The sequence below is a fragment of the Microcoleus sp. PH2017_28_MFU_U_A genome, from assembly GCF_020738035.1.
Classification (GTDB): domain Bacteria; phylum Cyanobacteriota; class Cyanobacteriia; order Cyanobacteriales; family Microcoleaceae; genus Microcoleus.
Genome location: NZ_JAEQCX010000045.1, coordinates 22,675 through 44,962, shown reverse-complemented (window position 1 = coordinate 44,962; position 22,288 = coordinate 22,675). Strand labels below are relative to the sequence as shown.

Sequence of the window (22,288 nt, the reverse complement as noted above, 5' to 3'; positions counted from 1 at the left end):
GACTTGATTTATGTCATTTCAGTGAAGTAGGGTGCGTCATAAAAATGATATTTTTGCTACTTTCCTCACGATCTCATATCGTTTCCGGTTGCATCGGTATTATTTAAACAGTCAACAGTCAACAGTCAACAGTCAACAGTCAACATCATTCCGGTGCAACCGGAATTGATATCACAAGTGAGGCACTACGGCATCAATTGTGTGTCAGAATTAGATTTTTGTCACGATCGACAATTACTAAACTGACGCACCCTAGCGCTAAATATCAAGGAGTAGTAGTTGGCATAATTTGCTGTGGTTGTAGTTGCTGTAGCTGCTGATTTTGCTGCTGTTGAATTTGAAGTTGCCGATCTTGAAGCTCTATCTGCCGCTGTCTGTCTTCGAGTTGCAAGCGTCTGTCTTCAGCTTGCTGCTGTCTGTCTTCAGCTTGCCGCTGTCTTTCTTCACGCTGTAACTCTCTGTCTAGCAGTCTGTCTTGACGTTGCTCTTGTCTGTCTTCTCGTTGTTCTCGAAGCTGTCTGAGTTGATTTCGCCGATCGAAATCTCCTCCCAAAAATAAGTTCTGAAAAGCGTTGATAGTTGTTTGAAACCCAGTAAAAATTCCGCTAACGCTGCTGATTCCACCTGCAACTCCTGTTATCGGCTGCAAGAAAGTGGCAATATTGTCTGCAACCCTAGTATAGCCCGATCGCGCTACGAGAATCACATCGTTGTTTCGGAGAGTTGGGTTATTGTCAGGATTCAGCCCTTGAGCAAAATCGACATTAATAGTGCGGCGAGTAACAGTACCGTTGGGGTTCAAACGCAGCAGTTCCACCTTATCTTTTTTAGCCCGCAATTGATTGAAACTACCCGCAGTCAGCAAAGCTTGGTGGAGGGATGTACTAGGTTTAACCTGTAAAGCTCCGGGCCTGATCACTTCCCCTACAATATTGATGCTGATCGCATTTGGAGAGAAACTTGTACTTCCGAGTTGGGCAACTTCAGCTAAGTCTACAGTAGATGCCGTCGGAATAATGACGCTATCTCCTTCTTGCAGTAAAACATCTTGAGTTGCATCACCTTTTTGCAGCAAATCCCACAGATTTACCGTGATAGTTTGTTCAGTCCCACCTCTGATACGGCGGCGGATTTGGACGCGACGAATGTCTGCTTCTGTGGTGATACCGCCAGCAATTTTGAGCGCTCTAGTGATTGTTGGTAGTCCGACAACGGCTCCTCCTCCTTGTTGTTGTTCAATAGAGACAAAACTCAGATCTGTTTGTTGGTTAGTCGATCGCAAATCCGAAGCAGATACAGTATAAGGCCCCGGCCTGTTGACTTCTCCGACAATTACCACGCCAATTGGTTTAGTAATATCAGCGGAAAAACTAGCACTGGCTCTTTGACGGACTTCTTGGGTATTGAGAGCACTTGCTGTCGGTACAAAAATTGTATCTCCATCTCGGATCGTGACATCTTGGCTCAAATTTCCCGTATCTAAAAAATCCTGCAAATTAACAGTAATAAGTTGTTCTGCTCCGCCTCTGCGGGGACGGCGAATTTGGACATTTCGCATATCTCCTGCGGATGTCACCCCTTTAGCAACTTGCAGCATTTCCATCAAAGTTGGAAATTTTACGCCTCCTCCGGTTCCTTCTCTGCTGGCATTAATTTTGTAGGAACCGGGGCGAGTAACTTCACCGGCAACACCTATATTTAGGGGGCGAGTAACCATCAGAGTCACCGTGACAACGGGAACATTGATGAAGGGTTCGTATCGCTTGGTAATGACGGTAGCGGCTTGTTGCAGCGTCAACCCTTGAATTGAGACGCTGCGAATGATTGGTAGATTGAGGGTTCCGTCAACTAAGACTTGATATTCTTTGCTAAATTCAGGGACGCCGAAGATATCTAAAGCAATGCGATCGCCCGGGCCTAAAGTATAAGCCGCTTCTTGTATCAGCGAACCCGAATTGCCGATCCGTGGGAAACTCGAACCCGGAGGCGGTGGTGGCGGTACTCTCGGCCTGTTTTGGTTCCTAGCGGGTGCAGGATTTCTGATGGCAGGCAACTGAGCTATACTGGGCAGCGAACTGCTCAGCACCAGGAGTGCTGACAAACTAAGACTTGTAGCGGTTTGAACGTTATGTTTCATCTTTCTTTCCTGGTTGCAGTCTGCCATTGAACGATCGCAATGCAAGCTAGTTAATTTTAGTTTATTTTCCGTTCTGTCCAGTGTAGCCTCGCTGCCCTGGAAAATCCAGAGGTGGAATCATAAAATTTGTGCGGCAATCGAGTACCTTCTTTATAAAGAAAGCGTAAAGCTAGCCAAATGTTCTCAAAATTATTTATACATAAGTCGGGATGCAAATCAACCCCCCGAAATAAAAGATCTAGAAAAAACGATCCTTCTTTGATGTAAAATATTAATAATTGTATCTGCGGGACAAAGACAAGTGTCACTAAAATTGGAGAAGGTAATTCCCTGGGGACGCTGCTTGGATGAATACATAGGAATGTTTAGCTTGACATCAAGTGACCTCAAGCGAGCAATTCTAGATTGTGCGGGCGGGCCGGCGAGTTTCAATGCTGAAATGACTCGCCAAGGTAACAAGGTGATTTCTTGCGATCCGGTTTATCAGTTTACGGCGGTGGAAATTGGCGATCGCATCCAAGAAACATATCAAACTGTGATTGACGCTGTTAAGGCCAATGTAGACGGTTACCTGTGGAACAGTTTTGAATCGCCGTACCAGCTAGGCGAAGTGCGGATGAAAGCAATGCAGGAATTTTTAGCAGATTTTCCCTCTGGCTTGGAGCAAGGCCGCTACCTGACTGCTGAGCTGCCTGTTTTGCCCTTCGATAACGGTCAATTTGATTTAGCTTTGTGCAGCCATTTCTTATTTGCTTATTCTCACCTGCTTTCGGAAGAATTTCATCTAGAAGCAATTATGGAAATGTGTCGGGTTGCTAAGGAAGTGCGAGTGTTTCCGCTGTTGCAAAGTTTTAGCGGAGAGGAATCTGAGCATTTAAATCCGATTATTGCCGAATTGAAAAATAGAAATTTTCGTGTGGAAGTTCAAGAGGCTCCCTATGAGTTTCAAAAAGGTGGAAATAAGATGCTGCGAGTTAGGGGACAAATGTAACTTACCGGGCGAATGGAATTCGCGGCTATACAAACCATGTCCGCCTCCGCGGACTCAAAGACAATAGTTACTATATTCATATACCCAGGTCAAAATGCTCAGCAGCGCAGCCTTAAGGAAAACAGGGACAGGGTGGGAATTTGTCAGCGAAGAGGCTTTAGAGGATTTTGTCGAAGCTCATCTGGAGAGTTTGCTAGGCTTGACAGTCATCAAGCGACAATTCACTATCAACGAACAAAGATGCGACATCATCGCAGTTGATGACAATAAAAGTTTAGCAGTGCTGGAGTTGAAAAATGGTGAAGATCGATATATCGTCCAGCAGTTAACTCGTTATTATCATGCTTTGCTAGAGAGCAAACCTTTTGCCAACCAAGTAAACTACGATCCCCCTGTTCGTTTAGTCGCGATTGCGCCTATTTTTCACAGGGATAGTTTTACTGATAGGAAGTACAATCATCTACTTTTACAGTTTTTAGAATTTGCGATAGTTCCTGAGGGGGATAATTTATATCTCCATTTGAAAGATGTAGATACTGGGCATACTTCACAACTAGAGATTACATATCAAGAAATAGAAAGTACGGATAATATACGGAGTCCACCCAGAGAGTTTCGGAATCTACTCAAGAAGTTTATTGATGATGAACAGCAGGTAATCTGGAGAATTCGGGAGAAGATTCTCAGATTTGACACCCGTATACAAGAAATAATTTGCTCTAAAAGCATTAGCTATGGTAAAGGTAAAAGTAAACTATGCGCTCAGATTTGTGTAGATAGAAGAGCTGGGGAAGGTTATATTAGACCAGCACTCATGTTATGGCTACCTCTTTCCCCTTGGATCGATAACTGTAACAGGGTTGGGAGAATGGCAATTTATAACCGAAAGAGGAATGATGCTTTATCCCTGAGCAAAATAGATGAGTATTCTTATCTTCGCCACTGGCCGGTGGGTTCTCGTTATTCTGCTTCTGATTCGCAAGTTCTGACCTGGGATTTAAAACACTATGTAACTGAGATAAGTCAGCAAAATAAAGAATCTAATCCTCTGGATTATTTGGTAAATTTATCCTTGGAAAAATGGCGGGAAACACTTTAAGGTAAAAAATCATATAGCACCCATAATTTCTTGCCAAAATCACCATCCATCTGCGTCTATCTGCGTGCATCAGCGGTTAAAAACTTATATCAATAGCTTGACAAAAAATCAAAATTACCTAATTTTGATATAAATGGACTTACGCATGGGTGGCCAGAAACCGGGTTTTTCCCGAAAATGCTGCGCTGTAGTCCACAGATTAAATAAAAAACCCGGTTTCTTCGATCGCGTGGTGCGTAAGTCTAGATTATATTACATATAGAAACCAAAACATAAAATTCTCATGCCGCAAACAGTCTGGATCGCACGCCACGGAAACCGCATCGACTTCGTAAACCCCGACTGGTTTCTCACCGCAGAACACCGCTACGATCCCCATCTTTCCGAAGACGGTAACATTCAAGCCAAACAACTAGCCAATCGCCTCAAAGGTGAAGAAATTTCTCATATTTTTGCTTCGCCTTTTCTGCGAACTGTCCAAACGGCAAATCACGCGGCAGAAGCTCTGGATTTGTCAATTAAACTAGAGTGGGGACTGTGCGAATGGCTGAATCCTGAATGGATGACCGAAATGCCGGAAACTGAATCTGTCGAGGATTTGTGCAGGCGTTTTCCCAGGATTGATGCTTCTTATAAAGGCGGTATTGCTAATTATCCCGAAACCGGGGAAGCTTGTCTCAAAAGGGCGGGGGAAACTGCTAAACGCCTCGCTGCACAGTTTCCTGAGGATATGTTATTAGTAGGTCACGGTTCGTCGGTTGTGGGAAGTGCGCTGTGGCTGGTGGGCGGTGCTAGGAGGAAAATTAATGCTTCTCTTTGCTGTTTGGTGAAAGTGGTGCGGAATGGGGACGAATGGTCGATCGCACTTAATGGCGATACTTCTCACCTCACGGACACTGAAACCGACATCCGCTTTAATTAAAGTTGAGATTCGTGCAAAAAATCGCATTATATGCTATGTGTACGGGTTGTGCAGTGCACACCCTAGGTTAATCTGGTCTGTGAAAATCTGAGTGCTATCATTTAATGTCGATCGCACATTTTAAATCAAAAATCTTAAATAAGTATGGCAGGACACAGTAAGTGGGCGAATATTAAACGCCAAAAAGCTAGAGTTGATGCTGTTAAAGGCAAGGTTTTTGCCCGAATATCTCGCGAAATTATTGTCGCCGCCCGCAGCGGAGTTCCCGATCCCGCTGGCAATTTTCAACTGCGGACAGCTATTGAAAAAGCCAAGGCGGCGAGTATTCCTAATGAAAACATAGAAAGGGCGATCGCCAAAGGTGCCGGTTTAGCCGGAGGTAGTTCCGAATTAGAAGCCATTCGCTACGAAGGTTACGGCGTTGGCGGCGTGGCGATTCTGATTGAAGCGCTGACAGACAACCGCAACCGCGCGGCGGCTGACTTGCGAGAAGCTTTTAGTAAAAATGGCGGCAACTTGGGCGAAACTGGTTGTGTGGGGTGGATGTTCGACCACAAAGGAGTTTGTACAGTACGCGGCCCCATTGATGAGGAACAATTGTTTGAAGCATCCCTAGAAGCCGAAGCCGAATCCTACGATTTGATATCAATTGATGAGGATACTGAAGGTGCAGAAGTTTTTACAAGTGTGCCTAATTTGGAAAAACTGGCTGATGTTTTGAAACAAACAGGTTTTGCAGTTTTACAGTCAGAGACTCGCTGGATTCCGAGCAATACAGTGGAAATAGACACTCCTGAAAAAGCTCGATCGCTCCTTAAGTTAATGGACGCCTTGGAAGATTTGGACGACGTGCAAAGTGTGACCGCTAATTTTGAAATGACCGATGAATTGATGTCCTCAATTATGATTTAAAATCCCAAGGTTCGTAGTGAGGACTTTAGTCCGCATCAGGTTCGTAGCAAAATTTGAAGGTTACTAGAACAATTACGGCTTTGTCGGAGTATGAAAGTTCGATCGCGAATTATCTGGGAGAAGCAGTCCAGTACCGGATGGGCGATCGGATGCAGTAAGGGGGATTTGTGCGATCGTTTGTCAAGTAGTAAGTTGATATATTGCGGGTCGGTATTTTGGTTCGGGAATGGGTTTTCCCGCAGTTGTTGCAGCTTCCAGCCATGCTGTTTTAGCAATCTGTACTTCCTGCAAAGCTAATTCTGGGGTTTCCCCAAAAGCGGAACAGTATTTTAAGTCGGGAATATCGGCAATATAGCCTTCATCTTCGTTGCTGTAAAAAATATTGATGTGATAGTCTTTCATGGTTGATCATCCTCTATTGTGAGAGCGTATTCCTCGATTATCGCTAAGAATTGACGGACTTGATAGGGTGTCACCTCGCCTTTCTTATTTTGAATGTTAACAATTTCTGGCACTTCAGGATGATTGAATATGTGATGGCTGCCACTGACTCTCGCCAGACTAAAGCCAAAGGCTTCAATCAGTGTCACCATTTCATTAAACTTGATGTTTTTTGACCCAGATAGCACCTTTTCTAAAATTTTACGCTTTTTCATCGCTCGCTCTTGATTGTACCTGGAATTTTAGGGTTTATTGATGCTGCTTGCAATCATAACATTCTTAATCTTGAACTATATCGTGTATTCGTGCTTCGTAAAATCCTTCCTCTTGAAGAAATTGAGTTAATTCCTTAAGTCCTTGGCGACGCTTGACTTTTCGCTGTTCTTGATAAATGATTAAATCCTTCAATTGAATTCGCCGATGGGAACCTACTTTGACACAAGAAATTGCTCCTTCATCTAGCAACTTGACAAGAAATGGTCGCGATACATTCAGGATATCGGCAGCTTGCTGCGTCGTCAGTTCGCGATTGTGAAGAATATCAAGCAAATATAGGGAAAACAAAAGACAAGCATTAAGTAGAACAGCAACTTTAGCCATATTAAAAAGTGAATTAATCCTATTCCTCGTATAAACCAGCTTCCTCAGTCATCTCGATTAGCTGGTCTAATAGTTTACGGCGCTTTCTGTCTCGCTGTTCTTGATAAATGATTAAATCCTTAAATCGAATCCTCCGATCGGAACCTACTTTGATATAAGGAATTGCTTCTTCATCTAGCAACTTGACTAGAAAAGGTCGCGATACATTTAGGATATTAGCAGCTTGTTGTGTTGTTAATTCGCGATTGTGACGAACGATCGAAACAGCCCGATTAGATGCCATCGCCTGCACAGCTTGATGCAGGATGTTGCAGACTGATTCGGGAAGGAGAATCTCTTCTCCGTTACTGGTGACTAATTTTGGCTGTGCGGATTCTCGGCTGAGTATCTGTGCTAATTGTGCTATAGATTCTTGTTCTTTTTCTGGAGGCAAAACAGACTCTGGCGATGCTTTTTGCTTTAACATAGCAAGATGTATTTTGATTGTTTTCTTGACGATAACACTTTTCACGGCGTAAACGCAATATCCGAAATAATCAAAATATTCAAACAGCCTGAAATAATCGTTCTAGCTTCTTAGTTGCGGGCAATGGTTTACCTTCAGCTTGACAACTCTCAATTAGTAACTCCAGTACCTCTCGTGCATTGTAGATAGCTTCTTCATAAGAATCTCCGTGAGTTACCGGCTGCATTACATCCTCAAATTCAGGCAAAAACACGACAAAACATCGATCGCCTTCCGACCATTGGATAACAACTGTATATTTCATGGTTCTGTCTCCTCTGCTTCGATTTGGCAAATTTTCCTCAATTATTTCGTTTTACGCTATCTGTAATCGTTTCCCCAACGTCTGAGGTTCTGGTAGAGGTTTGCCATCTTCTTGATAGAGTTCAATCAATGTTTCTAACAATTCTTGTCCGTGTTTTGCCGCTTCTTCGTAAGTGTGTCCGTGAGTGCAAGGCTGCATGACATCGGTAAACTCAGGTAAGCTGACAACAAAAAGTTGATCCTCTTTTGACCACTGGATAATGAGACTATAATTGCTATTCATTTGGAACCCTTTATAGGGGAATAGAGAAGAATGCCAGCTAATGAGGTTTAGGATATTGTAGCCGATCGCCCAAACTCCAAAAACCTAGTTTCTTCACTCCGACCAAAGAAACCGGGTTTTTACCAAATCTGCGGGCTACAACAAAGTATTTTCGTAAAAAACCCGGTTTCTGGACTTCCTGACTCTTGCATCCCCACACAGATGTACAATGGTGAGACCGAATTCCCCAACGACCACCGTGATTGACCGCTACACTCTGCCCGAAATGGGCAACATCTGGACTGAAACCGCCAAACTCAAAAGCTGGCTACAAGTAGAAATTGCTGTCTGCGAAGCTCAAGCCGAACTCGGCTACATCCCCGCCGCCGCAGTCGAAGAAATTAAAGCTAAGGCTAATTTTGACCCCAAACGAGTCCTCGAAATTGAAGAGGAAGTTCGCCATGACATGATTGCTTTCTTGACAAATGTCAACGAATATGTAGGCGATGCCGGCCGCTACATTCACCTCGGTTTAACCAGTTCCGATGTGCTCGATACTGCTTTGGCGCTGCAATTAGTCGCCAGCGTCAATATCTTGTTAGAACGTGTCGAAGATTTGAGCCAAGCTATTCGCTATCAGGCCCAACAACACCGCAATACTGTGATGGTTGGCCGATCGCACGGAATTCACGCCGAACCCATCACCTTTGGCTTTAAACTAGCAGGATGGCTGGCTGAAGTCCTTCGCAACCGCGCCCGATTGGTGAATTTGCGATCGTCGATCGCAGTTGGCAAAATCTCCGGTGCAGTCGGAACCTATGCTAATATCGATCCGCGCATCGAAGCGATCGCCTGTCAAAACCTCGGACTCGAACCCGATTGTGCATCGACTCAAGTCATTTCGCGCGATCGACACGCCGAATACGTCCAAACCTTAGCATTGTTAGCCGCATCGATCGAACGTTTTGCAGTCGAAATTCGCAACCTGCAACGCACCGACGTGCTCGAAGTCGAAGAATTCTTCTCCAAAGGGCAAAAAGGCTCATCCGCCATGCCCCACAAACGCAACCCGATTCGATCGGAAAGACTCACAGGGATGGCGAGAATTGTCCGCGCCAACGCCGTCGCAGCCTTAGAAAATGTGGCGCTTTGGCACGAAAGAGACATTTCTCACAGTTCCGTAGAACGGATGATTTTGCCCGACAGTTCTACAGTAACTCACTTCATGTTAGTGGAAACCACAGACTTAGTAAAACACCTGCTAGTCTATCCCGAAAATATGAAGCGAAACATGAATCTTTACGGCGGAGTTATCTTCAGTCAGCGCGTGATGCTAGCCTTGGTAGAAAAAGGAATGAACCGTGAAGAAGCATACAAAGTTGTGCAATCTTGCGCTCACGAAGCTTGGAACAAATCTGAAGGCAATTTCTATAATTTGATTGCTAAGGACGATCGCGTTACTGCTAAGATGACGAGCAAGGAAATTGATGATTGTTTCGATCCGCAGTATCAATTGAGGCACTTAGATTTAGTATATCAGCGGTTGGGAATTTGAAGAAAATCAACAATTAAATCAGGATTGTCCGACAGTACGCCGGGGTTGAAACCCCCGTCTCATAGCTAAAGTCGGTTGAAACCGACTGAAAGACTCATAAAAACAAAATTTTCAAGAAATGAGAAATATCTTAGTCCTCTAAAGAGGACTTTAGCTATGAGACAGGGGTTTCAACCCTTGTCGGTCTCGCGGGCTGACAGACAATCCAAAAAGCGCGAAAATCGTCGAAGACATAAATTGTAAAAACTCATATAAAACCTCAAATTAACAGACTTATGAAAATTAGTAGATTTGTCAAATATCTAATGGTATTTGTCCTTGTATTAGTATCTACAACTACGCTAAATTATACAACATTTGTCCGCGCCGAGGAACCACCAAAAGTGCAATCTCCCCAATTAGAATCCAACCCAGTAACACCTGAAAGTGTTTTCATGAGTCAACTTCCCAATTGGGCGAGACTTGTTGATATCCGCACCGTCAATCGCAACATTCGTCTTGATATCCGCTACGCCACTACTAACAATTTCTTGAAACGAAAACTTTATACAGTAGCAAAATGTGCTTTGAGAAGTTCTGTTGCTCAAAAATTAGCCCTAGTTCAAACAGATTTAGAAAAAATCGGATTGGGTTTGAAAGTTTACGATTGCTACAGGCCTTTTTCTGTGACTAAGCAAATGTGGGAGTTTTTGCCAGATCCGAACTATGTTGCTAATCCTGTTAGGGGTTCGCGACACAATCGCGGTGCGGCAGTGGATTTGACTTTAGTCGATCGCACTGGCAAAGAATTAGAGATGCCAACGCCCTATGACGATTTTACCAAAAAAGCTCACAGAGATTACAACGGTGGCAGCGCTCAATCTCGGAAAAATCGTCAAACGCTTGAAGATGCGATGAAAAAACAGGGATTTATCGGGATAAGCACAGAATGGTGGCACTTTGATTCGGAAGATTGGCAGAAATTTGCGATTTTAGATGTGTCGCTTTCTGAAATTCCTTAATTAGCTAAGACGGCGGTTAAAACCGCGTCTACACAAACTAAGACGGCGGTTAAAACCGCGTCTACACAAAGGAAGTCCGCCTCCGCGGACTGAAGAAGCTAACGTAATTTTCACCGCCCACTCTTCAACCGGCGTCCGGCTTGTTTTGTCTGTATAGACGCGGTTTCAACCGCCCGGTATTCTTGGGAATTTATCGGACTCGCACATAAAATTCGTATTCAAATCCCCGGAAATTTGAGTCTAGTTGAAATGTGTAATTTCCAGTAACAGGGATTTTGCCCGTCCACTCAGTTTTCTTGCCTTGTGTATTCGGATCTTCTACTAAAAGTTTGCCACTAGGAGTGATAATTTGTGGGAAAACATCTTTCCGATTCTTAACCGTCATTGTTTGATTTTTAGCAGCCCGAATCTTGTAAGAATGAGTTCCACCGCCGATAATTCGACCTTTGACTATCGCTTCATCTCCCCCAGTCAAAAAATTAATCTGCTGGTTGACATTAGAACAACTGCTTTCGGTGCGATTTTTGGCAATCCAACCGGGCGGTTCGGTAATTCGCAGCCAACCATTTTGTTCTTCTGCGATGGAAACAAAGGTATTATTTTTCAGTTTTCCTACTATTTTGCTGTCGTTTACTTGCGGGTGCGATCGCACATTCAGCGGTGGATTCGGATCGCTAACTACAGCCATACTGATTTTACAGCCGGAATTGGGCGGTGTGACAACTACTGGGGCAACTTTTTGCTGCGAGAATCCAGCGATTAGCGGTGGTTGAAGTGCGGCACTTTTGGCTGGTTGAGGTTGAGATTTGGGGGCTTCCGCAGGCTGGGTTTCTACTTGCAGAGGTTCTGCCGGTTCAGATTCCGGGTTGTTCGCCGGAACGAGTGAAATCTCGTTTCTGACTGCTGCTGGGGATTCTCGAAGGGCTACATTGGATTGTTGAATCGCACCCGACTGTATAGTTGCAGCAGCTACACCCACGGCTGTGGCTAGCCCTGCTAAGCCTGTAATGATGATTTGAGTAGAAGTAAATGGCATAAAAACCTCCTCTGTATTTATACTGATATTTTTGGTTGCGGAATTGACGCGATCGCCAGTCAAGTTATAGGGAAAATACGTAATTAGGCGGATTTATCAAGATTTTTCCGGGAAATTCCGGGCGACCACCATTGGATTTATAGTGAAAATACTTAATCAGGGCTCATCTTTCCGGATGAGTTCCTAAAATTTAACATTCATGATTGTCACAATAATTTTAGTCCGTCTATACTTGACACCTGTGGTGATGCTACTGTTGCTCTGAGCCAATTGTGCTCAACTCTAGCAACGTAAGCATCCAGCGCGAGGTGCAGTAGACCTCTTGCAAAAGTCCTTTTAATCAAATTTTGGGACGGGCTAGAAGCCCATCCCACAAGAAAAAAGATTTTTGTGGGATGGCTTTGAGCAGCGTCCTAACTATTTTTGCAAGAAGTCTAGTTTATTAGTTGTCATGTCAAGATTTATTCCTTTCCAATTACAACCACCTCGCGATCGACTGCTTTCGGAGGTGAAGCAGGAAGCCGAAGCCGGCCGATCGCAATCCTTGCATACTGCTGTGCTGGCTAACCTCAGCCAAGATTCGCAGCCTGTCGGTGTTAGCCGCTGTTGGGATGTGGAAGTGAAAGCGGGAAATCGTCCAAGTTTTCGGCTTCCAGCCAAAGCTAGCATTTCTCAAGTGTTCGATCGCACCAACGGCAAATTAGTCATTTTGGGAGCGACGGGTGCCGGCAAAACCACGACGCTGCTAGAATTGGCTCTGGTGTTAGTTTCGCGCGCCGAACAAGATCCTAATTTACCAATACCCGTGCTGTTTGAACTGAGATCGTGGAAAGCAGAATCTGGGGCGATCGCAGATTGGTTAATTGTTCAGCTTCAGTACAAATATAGTATCCCTGCGGCTGTCGGCAAAAAATGGCTGGCCGAACAAAAATTGCTACCTCTCCTCGACGGTTTGGACGAAGTAGAAATCCACCGCCAAGATAGCTGCATTCAAGCAATCAATCAGTTTCTTGAAAGCGAATTTCAACCCAAACATTTAGTCGCGTGCAGCAGTTTTGAAGCTTACAAAAACTGCCAGAGTAGATTTAAACTGCAAGCAGCAGTTTTGCTGAAACCTCTGAGCGAAACTCAAATTCAAAATTATCTCCTAGAAGCCAGAAGCCGCGAACTTTGGTACAGCATAGAGAAGGAGCCGGAGTTGTTAAAATTAGCAAAAGCTCCCTTATTATTGAGCATGATGGCTTTGGCTTACGATGATATTTTAATTGAATCTTGGAAGCGGATCACTTCCACAGAAGAACAGCGCAAATATCTGTTAACTGCTTACATCCGCCACCAAATGACTGGGGAAGTCAAGCAGTATCCCAGAAATAAGGAACTGCGGCCAGAACAAATTCGCCGCTGGCTGGGATGGTTGGCGAGAAAGATGGAACAGCAAGGAATTCAAGAATTTTACCTCGATCGCATCTCGTCGAGTTGGCTGCAAACAGGCGAGGAACAGCGCAAGTATCAGTTTGGAGTTAAGCTGTTGGGCGGGCTGATTTGGGTATTTTTGGGAGTAATCGCCACCCTAGTCTCCGGCTCGATTTGGGGATTGATTGCGGGTGCTGTGGCTGCGGTAATTAGTGCTGTGTTGCCGCCAATTCCGGCGATTGATAGTTTGATATTGCGCCTCGTGCTGTGGTCTAGCGGTCATATTCCTTGGGATTACCAGCGTTTTCTGGATGCTGCGGGCGATCGACTGTTGCTTCAAAAAACGGGCGATCGACGTTATCGATTTATTCACGATTTGTTGCAGAAGCATTTTGCTGAGATATAAATGTAGTAGCTTGACAAAAACAAATATAATAGATGTAACTGTGAAGGAGAGCTAAATACCCGATCGCCAAATATTCGACAAGCAAAAGGAAACTAAAACTTAATGACTGTAAAATTCATTCTGAGTGAATACGTCGATCGAGCAATGACTGAGGCTATGTATGACAAACTTGAAGATCGTAGCTTTGTCGGCAAAATTCCTGTTTGCAAGGGAGTCATCGCCTTTGGCTCAACTTTAAAAGAGTGTCAAAATGAGTTGCGATCCACTTTGGAAGACTGGATTTTGCTAGGGTTAAAATTGCGACACCGTTTGCCCGTAATTGACAATATTGATTTAAATCAGGAGCCTAGCCTTGAGCCGTTGGACACCTTGTAAGCGTCGAGAATTTATCCAGAAATTACAAGAGCTAGGCTTAGCTGGCCCTTTTTCTGGAAGCAAGCACCAGTTTATGATTTATCATGAGTATCGCTTAACTATTCCTTCTAATGACGAGTATTCTGTTCCTCAGTTACGGATGATGATTCGAGAGGTTGAGGAGATTATAGATAGGCAAATTACTCTAGAACAATGGAATAGCTTGTGAACTAGCACACACTAATCCTGATTCAAAAAAAATTATGGTATTTTTGCCATCTTAAATACCTGTTCCGCAGTAAATTCTAGTCCATCAAAAAGTGGATCTTTTAATAGAGTATCTCCCATATAAGTCTGCGGTGCTGCATCGGGGTAAAAAACTGTAATACTTCTAGCCTTGCTATCAACTACCCAAACCCGCAATACCTTAGCATCCAAATAATTTCTCGCTTTCGCAGCTAACTGACCGAAAGTTTGTTCTGGTGAAATAATTTCTATGACTAATTCCGGGACGACAGGACAGGCTTCATCTTGATTCCAGTCTGGAGATAAGCGTTCTTGACATACTCCCCGGCGTAAACGCACTCTTGATTCTAAGGTCAAACAGCAATTGCAGGCAAAACCTGTCTAACATAGCCTAACTTAGCGGTCGATGCCCCAACCGCACAAATATTTTTAGCAGCATTTTCATCTCGTCCATTCACAGATTGACAAGATGGACAACGCCATTCTCTTACCGATAAATCTAGACTTTCTAAAACATGACCACAGGCAGAACAGGTTTTGCTAGATGGATACCATCTATCTATAAAAACGATCGCTTTTCCTTTTTTCTGAGCCACCCATTCTAAAATCTGGAGAAACTCTCCAAAGGCTAAGTCTGATATTTTCCTGCCCCAAAGACGTTGCATTCCTTTCAAGTTCAAGGTCTCAAAACACAAAATGTCAAATCTATCTGTGAGGTGATGGGCTAGTTTCCAGAACCAGTCAGTACGACGATTTGAAACATCTTCATACTGACGAACTAAGTTCTTTCTAGCTTTCTCTCGATGATTTGACCCTTTAACTTTTCTTGAATGTTGGCGACTGGCTTGCTTGAGCTTGTTTAGGGATTGCTTGAGGAATTGAGGGGATTCAATTTGGGTTCCATCGGAAATAGTCAGGAAGGTTTTTAAGCCAAAATCAAATCCAGCAATTCTACTCGTCTCGGATTTGATTTTGGGTTCTCTTATTTCTGGGTCCACAACCACCATCATAAAGAGTTCACCTAGAGGCGATCGCTTGATAGTTAAGGTTTTAACGGTTCCTTCTATTTCCCTGGAATTCCAATACTGATAAACCTGATTTCCAATCCTAACTCTGTTGCCTAAGAGAAATTTGTATCCGGCTTGCTTTAGAGTAAAAGATTTGTATCTTCTAACTTTCTTGAATCCCGGCGGTCTTACTCCCTTTTTATTGTGCTTAAAGAATAGTTGATAGGCTTTCTCGATGCGTTGACAGATATCCTGAACGGCCTGAGAGCCTAGTCGTTGCCAGAAAGGTTTACGCTTCCGTAGTTTAGCTATATGAGCTTGAAGTTTAGAGCAGTTTAAGTGTTTTCCCCACATTCTGTAGTACCTTTTATGTAGGGCAATACAGTGGTTATAGATCACTCCGGCGGCGTTAATTGACCGCTTGAGAAATCTATTCCGCTTATGTTGATACAGCTTAAACTTCAGGGTTTTCATGTTGGCATTTTATCGCGGATTCAGGAGAATCCCAAGAAAAATTAAGAAAAGTTAAGAAAAAGCCGTCCTAGAAGGACGGGGCTTTAGACCCAATTTCTCGGTAAGAAACATATAAAAAATCTGGGACTGGAACCCAATCTCGCCCCATTCTGGTTAATTTAACTGCCCATTCTACACCAATTTCTCCCCGTTCTTCACCCCACTGTTCGAGAATTTTTATCAGGCTTCTGGTGAGGCGAGAATGAAATTTTTTCGGTGACATCTTCGGTACTGCTTGATTGTCAACAAGTTCGTAGGTTATATCTCCTTCTCCTTCGGGGAGACTGAGAAACTCTTCCAGAGTTAGTTCAGTTTTTGTCTGGAACATAATATTCCTCTGCTGTGAGCGGGGGAATTCCCGCCTGTCTAGTTAACTTAAATATTGATTGACATAATACAAATATTATGATATATGTTGGCCAAATCTCCAGTCTTAACTGCCAAATGTACGATCGCATCCTCACCGACACCCCCAAAAGGTTAAGATTCTAATCTGACCTCCTGCAATCATTGCTTCACCTCCTATGGCAGAAACCCTATTGTTCAACGCCCTCCGCGAGGCGCTAGACGAAGAAATGGCCCGCGACTCCTCTGTATTCGTACTCGGCGAAGACGTAGGTCAATACGGTGGTTCCTATAAAGTCACCAAAGACCTCTACGAAAAATATGGCGAGCTCCGAGTCCTCGATACCCCGATCGCCGAAAATAGCTTTACAGGCATGGCAGTAGGCGCAGCAATGACGGGATTGCGGCCGATCATCGAAGGCATGAACATGGGCTTTTTGCTCCTCGCCTTCAACCAAATCTCCAACAACGCCGGAATGCTGCGCTACACCTCCGGCGGCAACTTCAAAATGCCGATGGTAATTCGCGGCCCAGGCGGCGTGGGCCGACAACTCGGCGCCGAACACTCCCAGCGGTTAGAAGCCTATTTCCAAGCAGTACCGGGTTTGAAAATTGTCGCCTGTTCGACTCCCTACAACGCCAAAGGACTCTTAAAATCAGCAATCCGCGACGATAACCCGGTGCTGTTTTTCGAGCACGTTTTGCTTTACAACCTTAAGGAAAATTTGCCAGACACAGAATATTTAGTGCCGTTAGATAAAGCGGAAATTGTGCGATCGGGCAAAGATGTCACCATCTTGACATATTCGCGGATGCGCCACCACGTCCTGCAAGCCTTGCCGGCACTCATGAAAGAAGGTTTCGATCCCGAAGTAATCGACCTAATTTCTCTCAAACCCCTCGACATGGACACCATCGGCGAATCTATTCGCAAAACTCACAAAGTAATTATTGTAGAGGAGTGCATGAAAACCGGAGGCATCGGCGCTGAATTAATTGCCTCAATTTGCGATCGATATTTTGACGAACTTGACGCACCAGTTTTGCGGCTGTCTTCACAAGATATTCCCACACCTTACAACGGTAATTTGGAAAGATTGACAATTGTCCAGCCAAACCAAATTGTCGAAGCTGTCCAAAAAATGGTAGGTTTGCGAGTATAAATAGTCAGTTGACAGTTGATAGTTGACAGTTGATAGTTGACAGTTGATAGCTGCCCTTACCAATTACCAATTGCGAATTACCAATTACCACTGCCAACTAATTACTGTCCCTGGTAAACTGCCAACTACCTCAACCGTGCAGGAATCCACAGTCTCACCAACTGTCAAGTGTCAACTGTCAACTACTATAAGTATGCAAAAACAACGTTCATTATTAGCCCTAATTTTTGTTTTGATCGTAGCCGCTATTACTGTGATAGCAACAATTCCGACGCGGCTGGGATTAGACTTGCAAGGAGGATCGCAACTCACAATTCAGGTGAAAACTACCAAAGATATCCCGAAAATTGAAGAGCGGGATCTAGAAGCAGTGAGGCGAATTATCGAAAACCGAGTTAATGGTTTGGGAGTCTCCGAATCAGTTGTACAAACCGTAGGCAGCGATCAAATTCTGGTTCAGTTGCCTGGAGTAAGCGATCCGCAACAAGCGGAACGGGTACTCGGCGGTACGGCACAGCTAGATTTTCGGCGCGAGACACCGCAAGAAGGAGCTTTTTTGAAGGTTAGGAAAGAGGAACTTGCTGGAATGCTGGGAAAGCAGCAGGAGTTGCAGGCAAAAGGAGATGCTAAGGCGATCGCAGACAACCAAGCTGCGATCGACAAAAAGAATCAGGACATTAAACAGCTTACCGCCAACCTTTACGAACGTACCGAGATCACCGGCAAAAACCTCAAAGATGCTTTCGCCACATCCAATTCCTTAGGCAACACCTATGCTGTAGCGCTACGGTTCGATACTGAGGGGGCCCAAAAGTTTGCCGAATTGACCAAAAGCATTGCTGGTACAAACCTCACCCTAGGCATTTTTGTAGATAACGAACTCATTAGTGCTGCGACTGTTAGCGATCAGTACAAACAAACAGGTATCACAGGCGGTAATGTCGAAATTTCGGGCAACTTTACAGCACAGAAGGCTAATGACTTGGCGGTGCAATTGCGCGGCGGTGCTTTGCCCGTGCCTGTCGTAATTATTGAAAACCGCACAGTAGGTGCCAGCTTGGGACGAGACAGCATTCAAAGCAGTATTAATGCAGGCATCGGTGGCTTGACTTTAGTCTTGATTTTCATGGTTGGCTACTATCGACTCCCCGGCGTAATTGCCAATATTGCTCTGTTAATTTATGCTTTGTTAACTTGGGCCGCTTTCGTGCTGTTGGGGGTGACATTAACGTTGCCAGGAATTGCTGGTTTTGTGCTCAGCATCGGGATGGCCGTGGATGCTAACGTGTTGATTTTTGAGCGCACGCGGGAAGAGTTGCGGGCGGGGAAGACGCTTTATCGATCGGTAGAATCAGGTTTTTACCGCGCTTTTTCCAGCATTTTAGACGGCAACGTAACTACACTGATTGCTTGTGCTGCTTTGTTCTGGTTGGGGGCTGGTTTAGTCAAAGGGTTTGCTGTAACGCTGGCCTTGGGCGTCGCAGTGAGTATGTTTACTGCTCTTACTTGCAGTCGCACTCTAATGTTGGTAGTCTTGGGCTTTCCCAAATTACGCAAACCCGAGTGGTTTTGTCCCGGTTTGTCGAAAACAGTTAATAGCTAATAGCTAGTAGGTAATGGGTAATGGGTAATTGGTAATCGATAAGATTGGCTAAGTAAAAATTGCTAAAAATCAGTTGTAAATTAATTCGCAATTCGCAATTACCAATTTCCAACTCGCAATTACCGATTACCGATTACCGATTACCGATTCCCAATTCCCAATTCCCAATTCCCGCGAAATTATGCAATTCAGTGTTATCAAACAGCGATCGATCTGGTGGAGTCTTTCCGCCGCTATAATCCTTGCAGGTATAGTGTCGATGGCGATTTCTTGGACTCGTCCCGACATCCGCGCACCGCTGCGCCCCAGTTTGGACTTTATCGGCGGCACTCGGCTGCAATTTGAACTCGACTGCACGAAACCGGAAAATTGTAAACCCATCGATATTGCTGCTGTCCGCCAAGTCCTCGACACCCAAGGTTTGGCCGGCAGCAGCATTCAAGTTATCGGCAAAGAACAGCGCGGTTTGTCCCTGCGGACTAAAACTTTGGATGTCGAACAGCGGACTAAGTTGCAAACAGCTTTGAGCGAGAAAATAGGCGCTTTTGCTCCTCAATCTATTCAAATTGATACGGTTGGCCCTACTCTCGGCAAACAGTTATTTACTTCCGGCTTGCTAGCTTTGTTCCTTTCTTTTGCTGGCATTACTCTTTATCTGACGTTCCGGTTTCAGTTAGATTATGCCTTTTTTGCTTTTGTTGCTTTGTTTCACGATGTCTTAATTACCCTGGGCATTTTCTCAATGTTGGGTTTGGCTATAGGAGTGGAAGTTGACAGTTTATTTGTGGTTGCGCTCTTGACAATTATCGGTTTTTCTGTTAACGATACAGTGGTAATTTACGATCGCGTGCGGGAAGTAATCAAGCTAAATCCCGGACAGTCGATCGATCAAATTGTCGATGATGCCGTCATGCAGACTCTGGGAAGGTCAATTAACACGACCATGACGACGCTGCTGACCTTGTTTTCCATCTTTTTGTTTGGCGGCGAAACCCTCAAATACTTTGCTTTAGCCTTGATTGTCGGCTTTATTGCTGGTGCATATTCCAGTATTTTCATTGCTAGCACGCTGCTAGCTTGGTGGCGCAGTCGTACAGGCAAATCCATCGCCGTCCCCGCAGAAGGAATTAACCCATCAGAAGAAGTTTAACGATTGTTGGTCATCAGTCATTAGCGATCGAGCTGTTGACTGGTGTTATTGTAACCGCGCCAAGACGGTTAGGACGTTCTCGCGTTGCAATTTCCCCATGCGGTCGATTGCAACTTCGGTCTTCCTTCTTCCTTCTTCCTTCTTCCTTCTTCCTTCTGCCATGACTAATGACCCAAATTTTCAAATTGAAGTCCAAAGGCTTCACAAACTAACAGTTTACGGCCGCTGGTTAACTGTGATATTGCTGTGGATTAGCGTCGGTTCTTTGAGCATTTGGAGTTTGCGTCACGAAATCGATTTGTGGTTAGAAAACTTTACTTGGGCGGCGGTGCGCTACGGTTTATATTTTCACCGCTGGCCCACTCTCGGTTTGGGTATATGTTTGGCGATGACTTTAGCAGTGCTAACTTGGCACAGTCGCAACATTGTGCGAGGATTGCCCCTGCGGGAAAAACAGGGTTTGGAACAACAAGTGCGCCGCATTCGCCAACAGGGGCCGAGTCATGTTTTGTGGAAGTGGGTTTGCAAAGGTAGTCCGTAGTCAGTTGACAGTTGACAGTTGACAGTTGACAGTTGACAGTTGACAGTTGTCATGAGTGCTGTCCCCGCTCGCTTTCGAGCTAGTGCTGTCCCCGATCGCGAACAGCAGTCATCAGGCAAACCGAGGTAACATATGTGGTGGGGAAAACTGTTGAAGTGGAATCTCGATCGCAAATTCAGTTCCTTTTTCCGGTTCGGAAAAGCACTTCAATTCGCCACCGTGCTGATTGACAACAATTTCATAGCTAATTGACAATCCCAAGCCCGTTCCTTTGCCCACAGGCTTTGTGGTAAAGAAAGGGTCAAACAACCGCTTCCGAACATCTTCTGTCATCCCCGGGCCGTTGTCAGAAATCTTAATTATTACCTTTTTGCCCTCGACTAACTCCGTGCGAATCAGAATCGCAGGCATCAGATGGCTAGAATTAGAAATTGAAGATTGAGTGTTTGTACGGGAATTATTTTGATCGCCTGCTTGCGAATTTTTCTGGGTTTTCCCATCGACATTTTCGTGTTTGTTCCACTCAACAAGAGCGTAAATGGCATTAACCAAAATATTCATAAATACCTGATTTAGCTGTCCGGGATAGCACTGCACCAGCGGCAATTTGCTATATTCTTTGTGAATTGCGATCGCCTCCAGTCCTGGTTTCCCTTTAAGCTGGCTTTGCAAAAGCATAATTGTGTTGTTGATACCGTCGTGAATGTTGACCTGCTTCATTTGGGCTTCGTCTAACCTGCAAAAATTCCGCAGCGACAAAACGATATCGCGCACCCTTTCTGCACCTTGCTGCATTGAATCAAACACTTTGGGTAAGTCTTCCAGCAAATAATCGAGTTCGATGTTTTCTGATTCCGCTTCAATTTCTGGGATAGATTCGGGACAGTGCTGCCGGTACAGAGAAAGCATCCGCATTAAACCTTCGGTATACTCTTTAGCGTGGTGCAAATTGCTGTAGATAAAGCCGATGGGATTGTTGATTTCGTGAGCAACTCCTGCTACTAACTGCCCCAAAGAAGACATTTTCTCTGTTTGAATTAGTTGAGTTTGAGTGCGCTGAAGTTCCAGGAGGGCAAGTTCGAGCTGTTGGGCTTGATGTCTCAATTGTGCTTGGGATTCCCGCATCGCCACGGTTGCTAACTCGTGAATCTGCAACTGAGAAAGCAGTAGTTGGTGAACGTCTAAAAGTTGGTAATTGTCCGGCTCTACCTGCACTACAATGGGTTCGTGGATTAGTTCGGGCGATCGCTCTAGAGACTGCCGTACTGCCTTCATAATAGAGGTTTTGCGATCGAGAACCAAGATATCAGTTTTAGTAAAGCGGTACAGGATGAACAAAGGCTGTTGAGAAAATAACTCCAAGCTGTAGGGGCGACTCATGTGTTCAAAAAAACGTCGGCGCGAAATCATCCCTGCAAACTTTCCTTTCTCAGTAATGATGATGCCGGGAAGTAAAGGATTAGATTGAAAAATTTTAGTAACTTCGCCACCCAGACACTCTGACTCCAGGAGAAAGTTGTACAGGGTTAATTCCTCTAGAGTCGATCGCAAACCGAGCGGCGATTTCAGGGGACTTACCCCATCAGTTTCATACACTGCTCCCTCCTTTGGTAATTGGCAGTTGCTGTTGGCTGCTGGAGTATTGCGTACTATTTGCACTGCTTTTTCTACTCTTTTGATAGCTTGGCAATCAACTCTACTCGGCTCGCTCCAATCGAGTTAATTTAGCATGATTTTTTTCTTTAATCGTGCTGTTGTCACCCGAAACGATATAGCAGGTTAGATTAATTTAACAGTAGATACCTTTGCAACCTGACTACTT

The 22,288-nt window shown here is 44.6% G+C and carries 24 protein-coding genes; 12 read left to right on the top strand and 12 right to left on the bottom strand.

The genetic code is table 11. The features are described from left to right. Positions 1-265: 265 nt before the first annotated feature. Positions 266-2,137, bottom strand: coding sequence for a polysaccharide biosynthesis/export family protein (locus tag JGK14_RS10840; protein WP_293179630.1), 1,872 nt, complete (start codon positions 2,135-2,137; stop codon positions 266-268). 301 nt (positions 2,138-2,438) lie between these two features. Here JGK14_RS10840 and JGK14_RS10835 point away from each other — a divergent pair, with 301 nt between their 5' ends. The 4 genes from JGK14_RS10835 (at position 2,439) to JGK14_RS10820 (ending at position 6,061) form a co-directional block, all read left to right on the top strand. Beyond that, positions 2,439-3,128, top strand: coding sequence for a class I SAM-dependent methyltransferase (locus tag JGK14_RS10835; RefSeq protein WP_293193175.1), 690 nt, complete (start codon positions 2,439-2,441; stop codon positions 3,126-3,128). 94 nt (positions 3,129-3,222) lie between these two features. After that, positions 3,223-4,227, top strand: a complete 1,005-nt coding sequence (locus tag JGK14_RS10830) for an endonuclease NucS domain-containing protein (protein WP_293193174.1) — start codon at positions 3,223-3,225, stop codon at positions 4,225-4,227. Between the two features lie 283 nt (positions 4,228-4,510). Further along, positions 4,511-5,149, top strand: coding sequence for a histidine phosphatase family protein (locus tag JGK14_RS10825; RefSeq protein WP_293179618.1), 639 nt, complete (start codon positions 4,511-4,513; stop codon positions 5,147-5,149). Between the two features lie 144 nt (positions 5,150-5,293). Further along, positions 5,294-6,061, top strand: a complete 768-nt coding sequence (locus JGK14_RS10820; protein WP_293193172.1) for a YebC/PmpR family DNA-binding transcriptional regulator — start codon at positions 5,294-5,296, stop codon at positions 6,059-6,061. A 180-nt stretch (positions 6,062-6,241) separates the two neighbouring features. Here JGK14_RS10820 and JGK14_RS10815 read toward each other — a convergent pair whose 3' ends face one another. The 6 genes from JGK14_RS10815 to JGK14_RS10790 form a co-directional block, all read right to left on the bottom strand. Then, positions 6,242-6,463, bottom strand: coding sequence for a type II toxin-antitoxin system HicB family antitoxin (locus JGK14_RS10815; protein ID WP_293179612.1), 222 nt, complete (start codon positions 6,461-6,463; stop codon positions 6,242-6,244). Continuing rightward, positions 6,460-6,717 carry a type II toxin-antitoxin system HicA family toxin gene (locus JGK14_RS10810; RefSeq protein WP_293179609.1) on the bottom strand — a complete coding sequence of 86 codons (258 nt, stop codon included), beginning with the start codon at positions 6,715-6,717 and terminating at the stop codon, positions 6,460-6,462. The genes JGK14_RS10815 and JGK14_RS10810 overlap by 4 nt, the downstream gene beginning before the upstream one ends. 64 nt (positions 6,718-6,781) lie before the next feature. After that, positions 6,782-7,102: a helix-turn-helix domain-containing protein gene (locus JGK14_RS10805; protein ID WP_293206638.1), complete on the bottom strand. Its 321-nt coding sequence runs from the start codon at positions 7,100-7,102 to the stop codon at positions 6,782-6,784. 19 nt (positions 7,103-7,121) lie between these two features. Then, positions 7,122-7,568 carry a helix-turn-helix domain-containing protein gene (locus JGK14_RS10800; protein ID WP_293206640.1) on the bottom strand — a complete coding sequence of 149 codons (447 nt, stop codon included), beginning with the start codon at positions 7,566-7,568 and terminating at the stop codon, positions 7,122-7,124. Positions 7,569-7,647: 79 nt separating this feature from the next. Further along, the gene (locus JGK14_RS10795) at positions 7,648-7,872 is read right to left on the bottom strand and encodes a type II toxin-antitoxin system HicB family antitoxin (protein WP_293206643.1); all 225 of its coding nucleotides are present in this window, start codon (positions 7,870-7,872) and stop codon (positions 7,648-7,650) included. A 51-nt stretch (positions 7,873-7,923) separates the two neighbouring features. Then, positions 7,924-8,154, bottom strand: coding sequence for a type II toxin-antitoxin system HicB family antitoxin (locus JGK14_RS10790; RefSeq protein ID WP_293179597.1), 231 nt, complete (start codon positions 8,152-8,154; stop codon positions 7,924-7,926). A gap of 238 nt (positions 8,155-8,392) precedes the next feature. Here JGK14_RS10790 and purB point away from each other — a divergent pair, with 238 nt between their 5' ends. Then, complete coding sequence (gene purB, locus JGK14_RS10785; RefSeq protein WP_293212625.1) at positions 8,393-9,688, top strand: adenylosuccinate lyase; 1,296 nt, start codon at positions 8,393-8,395, stop codon at positions 9,686-9,688. Positions 9,689-9,963: 275 nt separating this feature from the next. Next, positions 9,964-10,689 (top strand): M15 family metallopeptidase, encoded by a 726-nt coding sequence (locus tag JGK14_RS10780; RefSeq protein WP_325315051.1) that lies wholly within the window; start codon positions 9,964-9,966, stop codon positions 10,687-10,689. Between the two features lie 190 nt (positions 10,690-10,879). Here the strand turns inward: JGK14_RS10780 and JGK14_RS10775 are convergent, their stop codons facing one another. Then, positions 10,880-11,725 (bottom strand): SH3 domain-containing protein, encoded by an 846-nt coding sequence (locus JGK14_RS10775; protein WP_325315050.1) that lies wholly within the window; start codon positions 11,723-11,725, stop codon positions 10,880-10,882. Positions 11,726-12,176: 451 nt separating this feature from the next. On the opposite strand from JGK14_RS10775, the gene JGK14_RS10770 reads away from it, so the two are divergent. Then, a complete protein-coding gene (locus tag JGK14_RS10770) occupies positions 12,177-13,544 on the top strand; it encodes an NACHT domain-containing protein (RefSeq protein WP_293207911.1) in 1,368 nt (455 codons plus the stop codon). Positions 13,545-13,646: 102 nt separating this feature from the next. After that, positions 13,647-13,919: a type II toxin-antitoxin system HicB family antitoxin gene (locus JGK14_RS10765; RefSeq protein WP_293179584.1), complete on the top strand. Its 273-nt coding sequence runs from the start codon at positions 13,647-13,649 to the stop codon at positions 13,917-13,919. A 240-nt stretch (positions 13,920-14,159) separates the two neighbouring features. On the opposite strand, the gene JGK14_RS10760 is transcribed toward JGK14_RS10765, so the two are convergent. From JGK14_RS10760 to JGK14_RS10750, 3 genes are all read right to left on the bottom strand, one after another. After that, complete coding sequence (locus tag JGK14_RS10760; protein ID WP_325315049.1) at positions 14,160-14,501, bottom strand: Uma2 family endonuclease; 342 nt, start codon at positions 14,499-14,501, stop codon at positions 14,160-14,162. Continuing rightward, positions 14,498-15,625 (bottom strand): RNA-guided endonuclease InsQ/TnpB family protein, encoded by a 1,128-nt coding sequence (locus JGK14_RS10755; RefSeq protein ID WP_293179581.1) that lies wholly within the window; start codon positions 15,623-15,625, stop codon positions 14,498-14,500. Before JGK14_RS10755 ends, JGK14_RS10760 begins: the two co-directional genes overlap by 4 nt. Before the next feature lie 67 nt (positions 15,626-15,692). Beyond that, complete coding sequence (locus JGK14_RS10750; RefSeq protein ID WP_293193210.1) at positions 15,693-15,992, bottom strand: Uma2 family endonuclease; 300 nt, start codon at positions 15,990-15,992, stop codon at positions 15,693-15,695. A 196-nt stretch (positions 15,993-16,188) separates the two neighbouring features. Here JGK14_RS10750 and JGK14_RS10745 point away from each other — a divergent pair, with 196 nt between their 5' ends. The 4 genes from JGK14_RS10745 (at position 16,189) to JGK14_RS10730 (ending at position 20,466) form a co-directional block, all read left to right on the top strand. Further along, positions 16,189-17,172: an alpha-ketoacid dehydrogenase subunit beta gene (locus tag JGK14_RS10745; protein WP_293193211.1), complete on the top strand. Its 984-nt coding sequence runs from the start codon at positions 16,189-16,191 to the stop codon at positions 17,170-17,172. 193 nt (positions 17,173-17,365) lie between these two features. Continuing rightward, positions 17,366-18,775 carry a protein translocase subunit SecD gene (secD, locus tag JGK14_RS10740; RefSeq protein ID WP_293179803.1) on the top strand — a complete coding sequence of 470 codons (1,410 nt, stop codon included), beginning with the start codon at positions 17,366-17,368 and terminating at the stop codon, positions 18,773-18,775. Between the two features lie 181 nt (positions 18,776-18,956). Then, entirely contained in the window at positions 18,957-19,925 is a 969-nt protein-coding gene (secF, locus tag JGK14_RS10735; RefSeq protein WP_293179572.1) for a protein translocase subunit SecF, read from the top strand. Between the two features lie 160 nt (positions 19,926-20,085). Beyond that, a complete protein-coding gene (locus JGK14_RS10730; RefSeq protein ID WP_293197263.1) occupies positions 20,086-20,466 on the top strand; it encodes a hypothetical protein in 381 nt (126 codons plus the stop codon). Positions 20,467-20,577: 111 nt separating this feature from the next. On the opposite strand, the gene JGK14_RS10725 is transcribed toward JGK14_RS10730, so the two are convergent. After that, positions 20,578-22,125 carry a sensor histidine kinase gene (locus JGK14_RS10725; protein ID WP_293212621.1) on the bottom strand — a complete coding sequence of 516 codons (1,548 nt, stop codon included), beginning with the start codon at positions 22,123-22,125 and terminating at the stop codon, positions 20,578-20,580. Between the last annotated feature and the right edge of the window lie 163 nt (positions 22,126-22,288).

Excerpts from the sequence above, each read along its gene's own strand:
- JGK14_RS10825 (WP_293179618.1), top strand. The coding sequence starts at position 4,511 with ATGCCGCAAACAGTCTGGATCGCACGCCACGGAAACCGCATCGACTTC.
- JGK14_RS10730 (WP_293197263.1), top strand. The coding sequence starts at position 20,086 with ATGACTAATGACCCAAATTTTCAAATTGAAGTCCAAAGGCTTCACAAA.
- JGK14_RS10770 (WP_293207911.1), top strand. The coding sequence starts at position 12,177 with ATGTCAAGATTTATTCCTTTCCAATTACAACCACCTCGCGATCGACTG.
- JGK14_RS10800 (WP_293206640.1), bottom strand. The coding sequence starts at position 7,568 with ATGTTAAAGCAAAAAGCATCGCCAGAGTCTGTTTTGCCTCCAGAAAAA.
- JGK14_RS10750 (WP_293193210.1), bottom strand. The coding sequence starts at position 15,992 with ATGTTCCAGACAAAAACTGAACTAACTCTGGAAGAGTTTCTCAGTCTC.
- JGK14_RS10775 (WP_325315050.1), bottom strand. The coding sequence starts at position 11,725 with ATGCCATTTACTTCTACTCAAATCATCATTACAGGCTTAGCAGGGCTA.
- JGK14_RS10830 (WP_293193174.1), top strand. The coding sequence starts at position 3,223 with ATGCTCAGCAGCGCAGCCTTAAGGAAAACAGGGACAGGGTGGGAATTT.
- JGK14_RS10820 (WP_293193172.1), top strand. The coding sequence starts at position 5,294 with ATGGCAGGACACAGTAAGTGGGCGAATATTAAACGCCAAAAAGCTAGA.
- JGK14_RS10745 (WP_293193211.1), top strand. The coding sequence starts at position 16,189 with ATGGCAGAAACCCTATTGTTCAACGCCCTCCGCGAGGCGCTAGACGAA.
- secD (WP_293179803.1), top strand. The coding sequence starts at position 17,366 with ATGCAAAAACAACGTTCATTATTAGCCCTAATTTTTGTTTTGATCGTA.
- JGK14_RS10840 (WP_293179630.1), bottom strand. The coding sequence starts at position 2,137 with ATGAAACATAACGTTCAAACCGCTACAAGTCTTAGTTTGTCAGCACTC.
- JGK14_RS10765 (WP_293179584.1), top strand. The coding sequence starts at position 13,647 with ATGACTGTAAAATTCATTCTGAGTGAATACGTCGATCGAGCAATGACT.
- JGK14_RS10755 (WP_293179581.1), bottom strand. The coding sequence starts at position 15,625 with ATGAAAACCCTGAAGTTTAAGCTGTATCAACATAAGCGGAATAGATTT.
- JGK14_RS10810 (WP_293179609.1), bottom strand. The coding sequence starts at position 6,717 with ATGAAAAAGCGTAAAATTTTAGAAAAGGTGCTATCTGGGTCAAAAAAC.
- JGK14_RS10815 (WP_293179612.1), bottom strand. The coding sequence starts at position 6,463 with ATGAAAGACTATCACATCAATATTTTTTACAGCAACGAAGATGAAGGC.
- secF (WP_293179572.1), top strand. The coding sequence starts at position 18,957 with ATGCAATTCAGTGTTATCAAACAGCGATCGATCTGGTGGAGTCTTTCC.
- JGK14_RS10780 (WP_325315051.1), top strand. The coding sequence starts at position 9,964 with ATGAAAATTAGTAGATTTGTCAAATATCTAATGGTATTTGTCCTTGTA.
- JGK14_RS10790 (WP_293179597.1), bottom strand. The coding sequence starts at position 8,154 with ATGAATAGCAATTATAGTCTCATTATCCAGTGGTCAAAAGAGGATCAA.
- JGK14_RS10795 (WP_293206643.1), bottom strand. The coding sequence starts at position 7,872 with ATGAAATATACAGTTGTTATCCAATGGTCGGAAGGCGATCGATGTTTT.
- JGK14_RS10805 (WP_293206638.1), bottom strand. The coding sequence starts at position 7,102 with ATGGCTAAAGTTGCTGTTCTACTTAATGCTTGTCTTTTGTTTTCCCTA.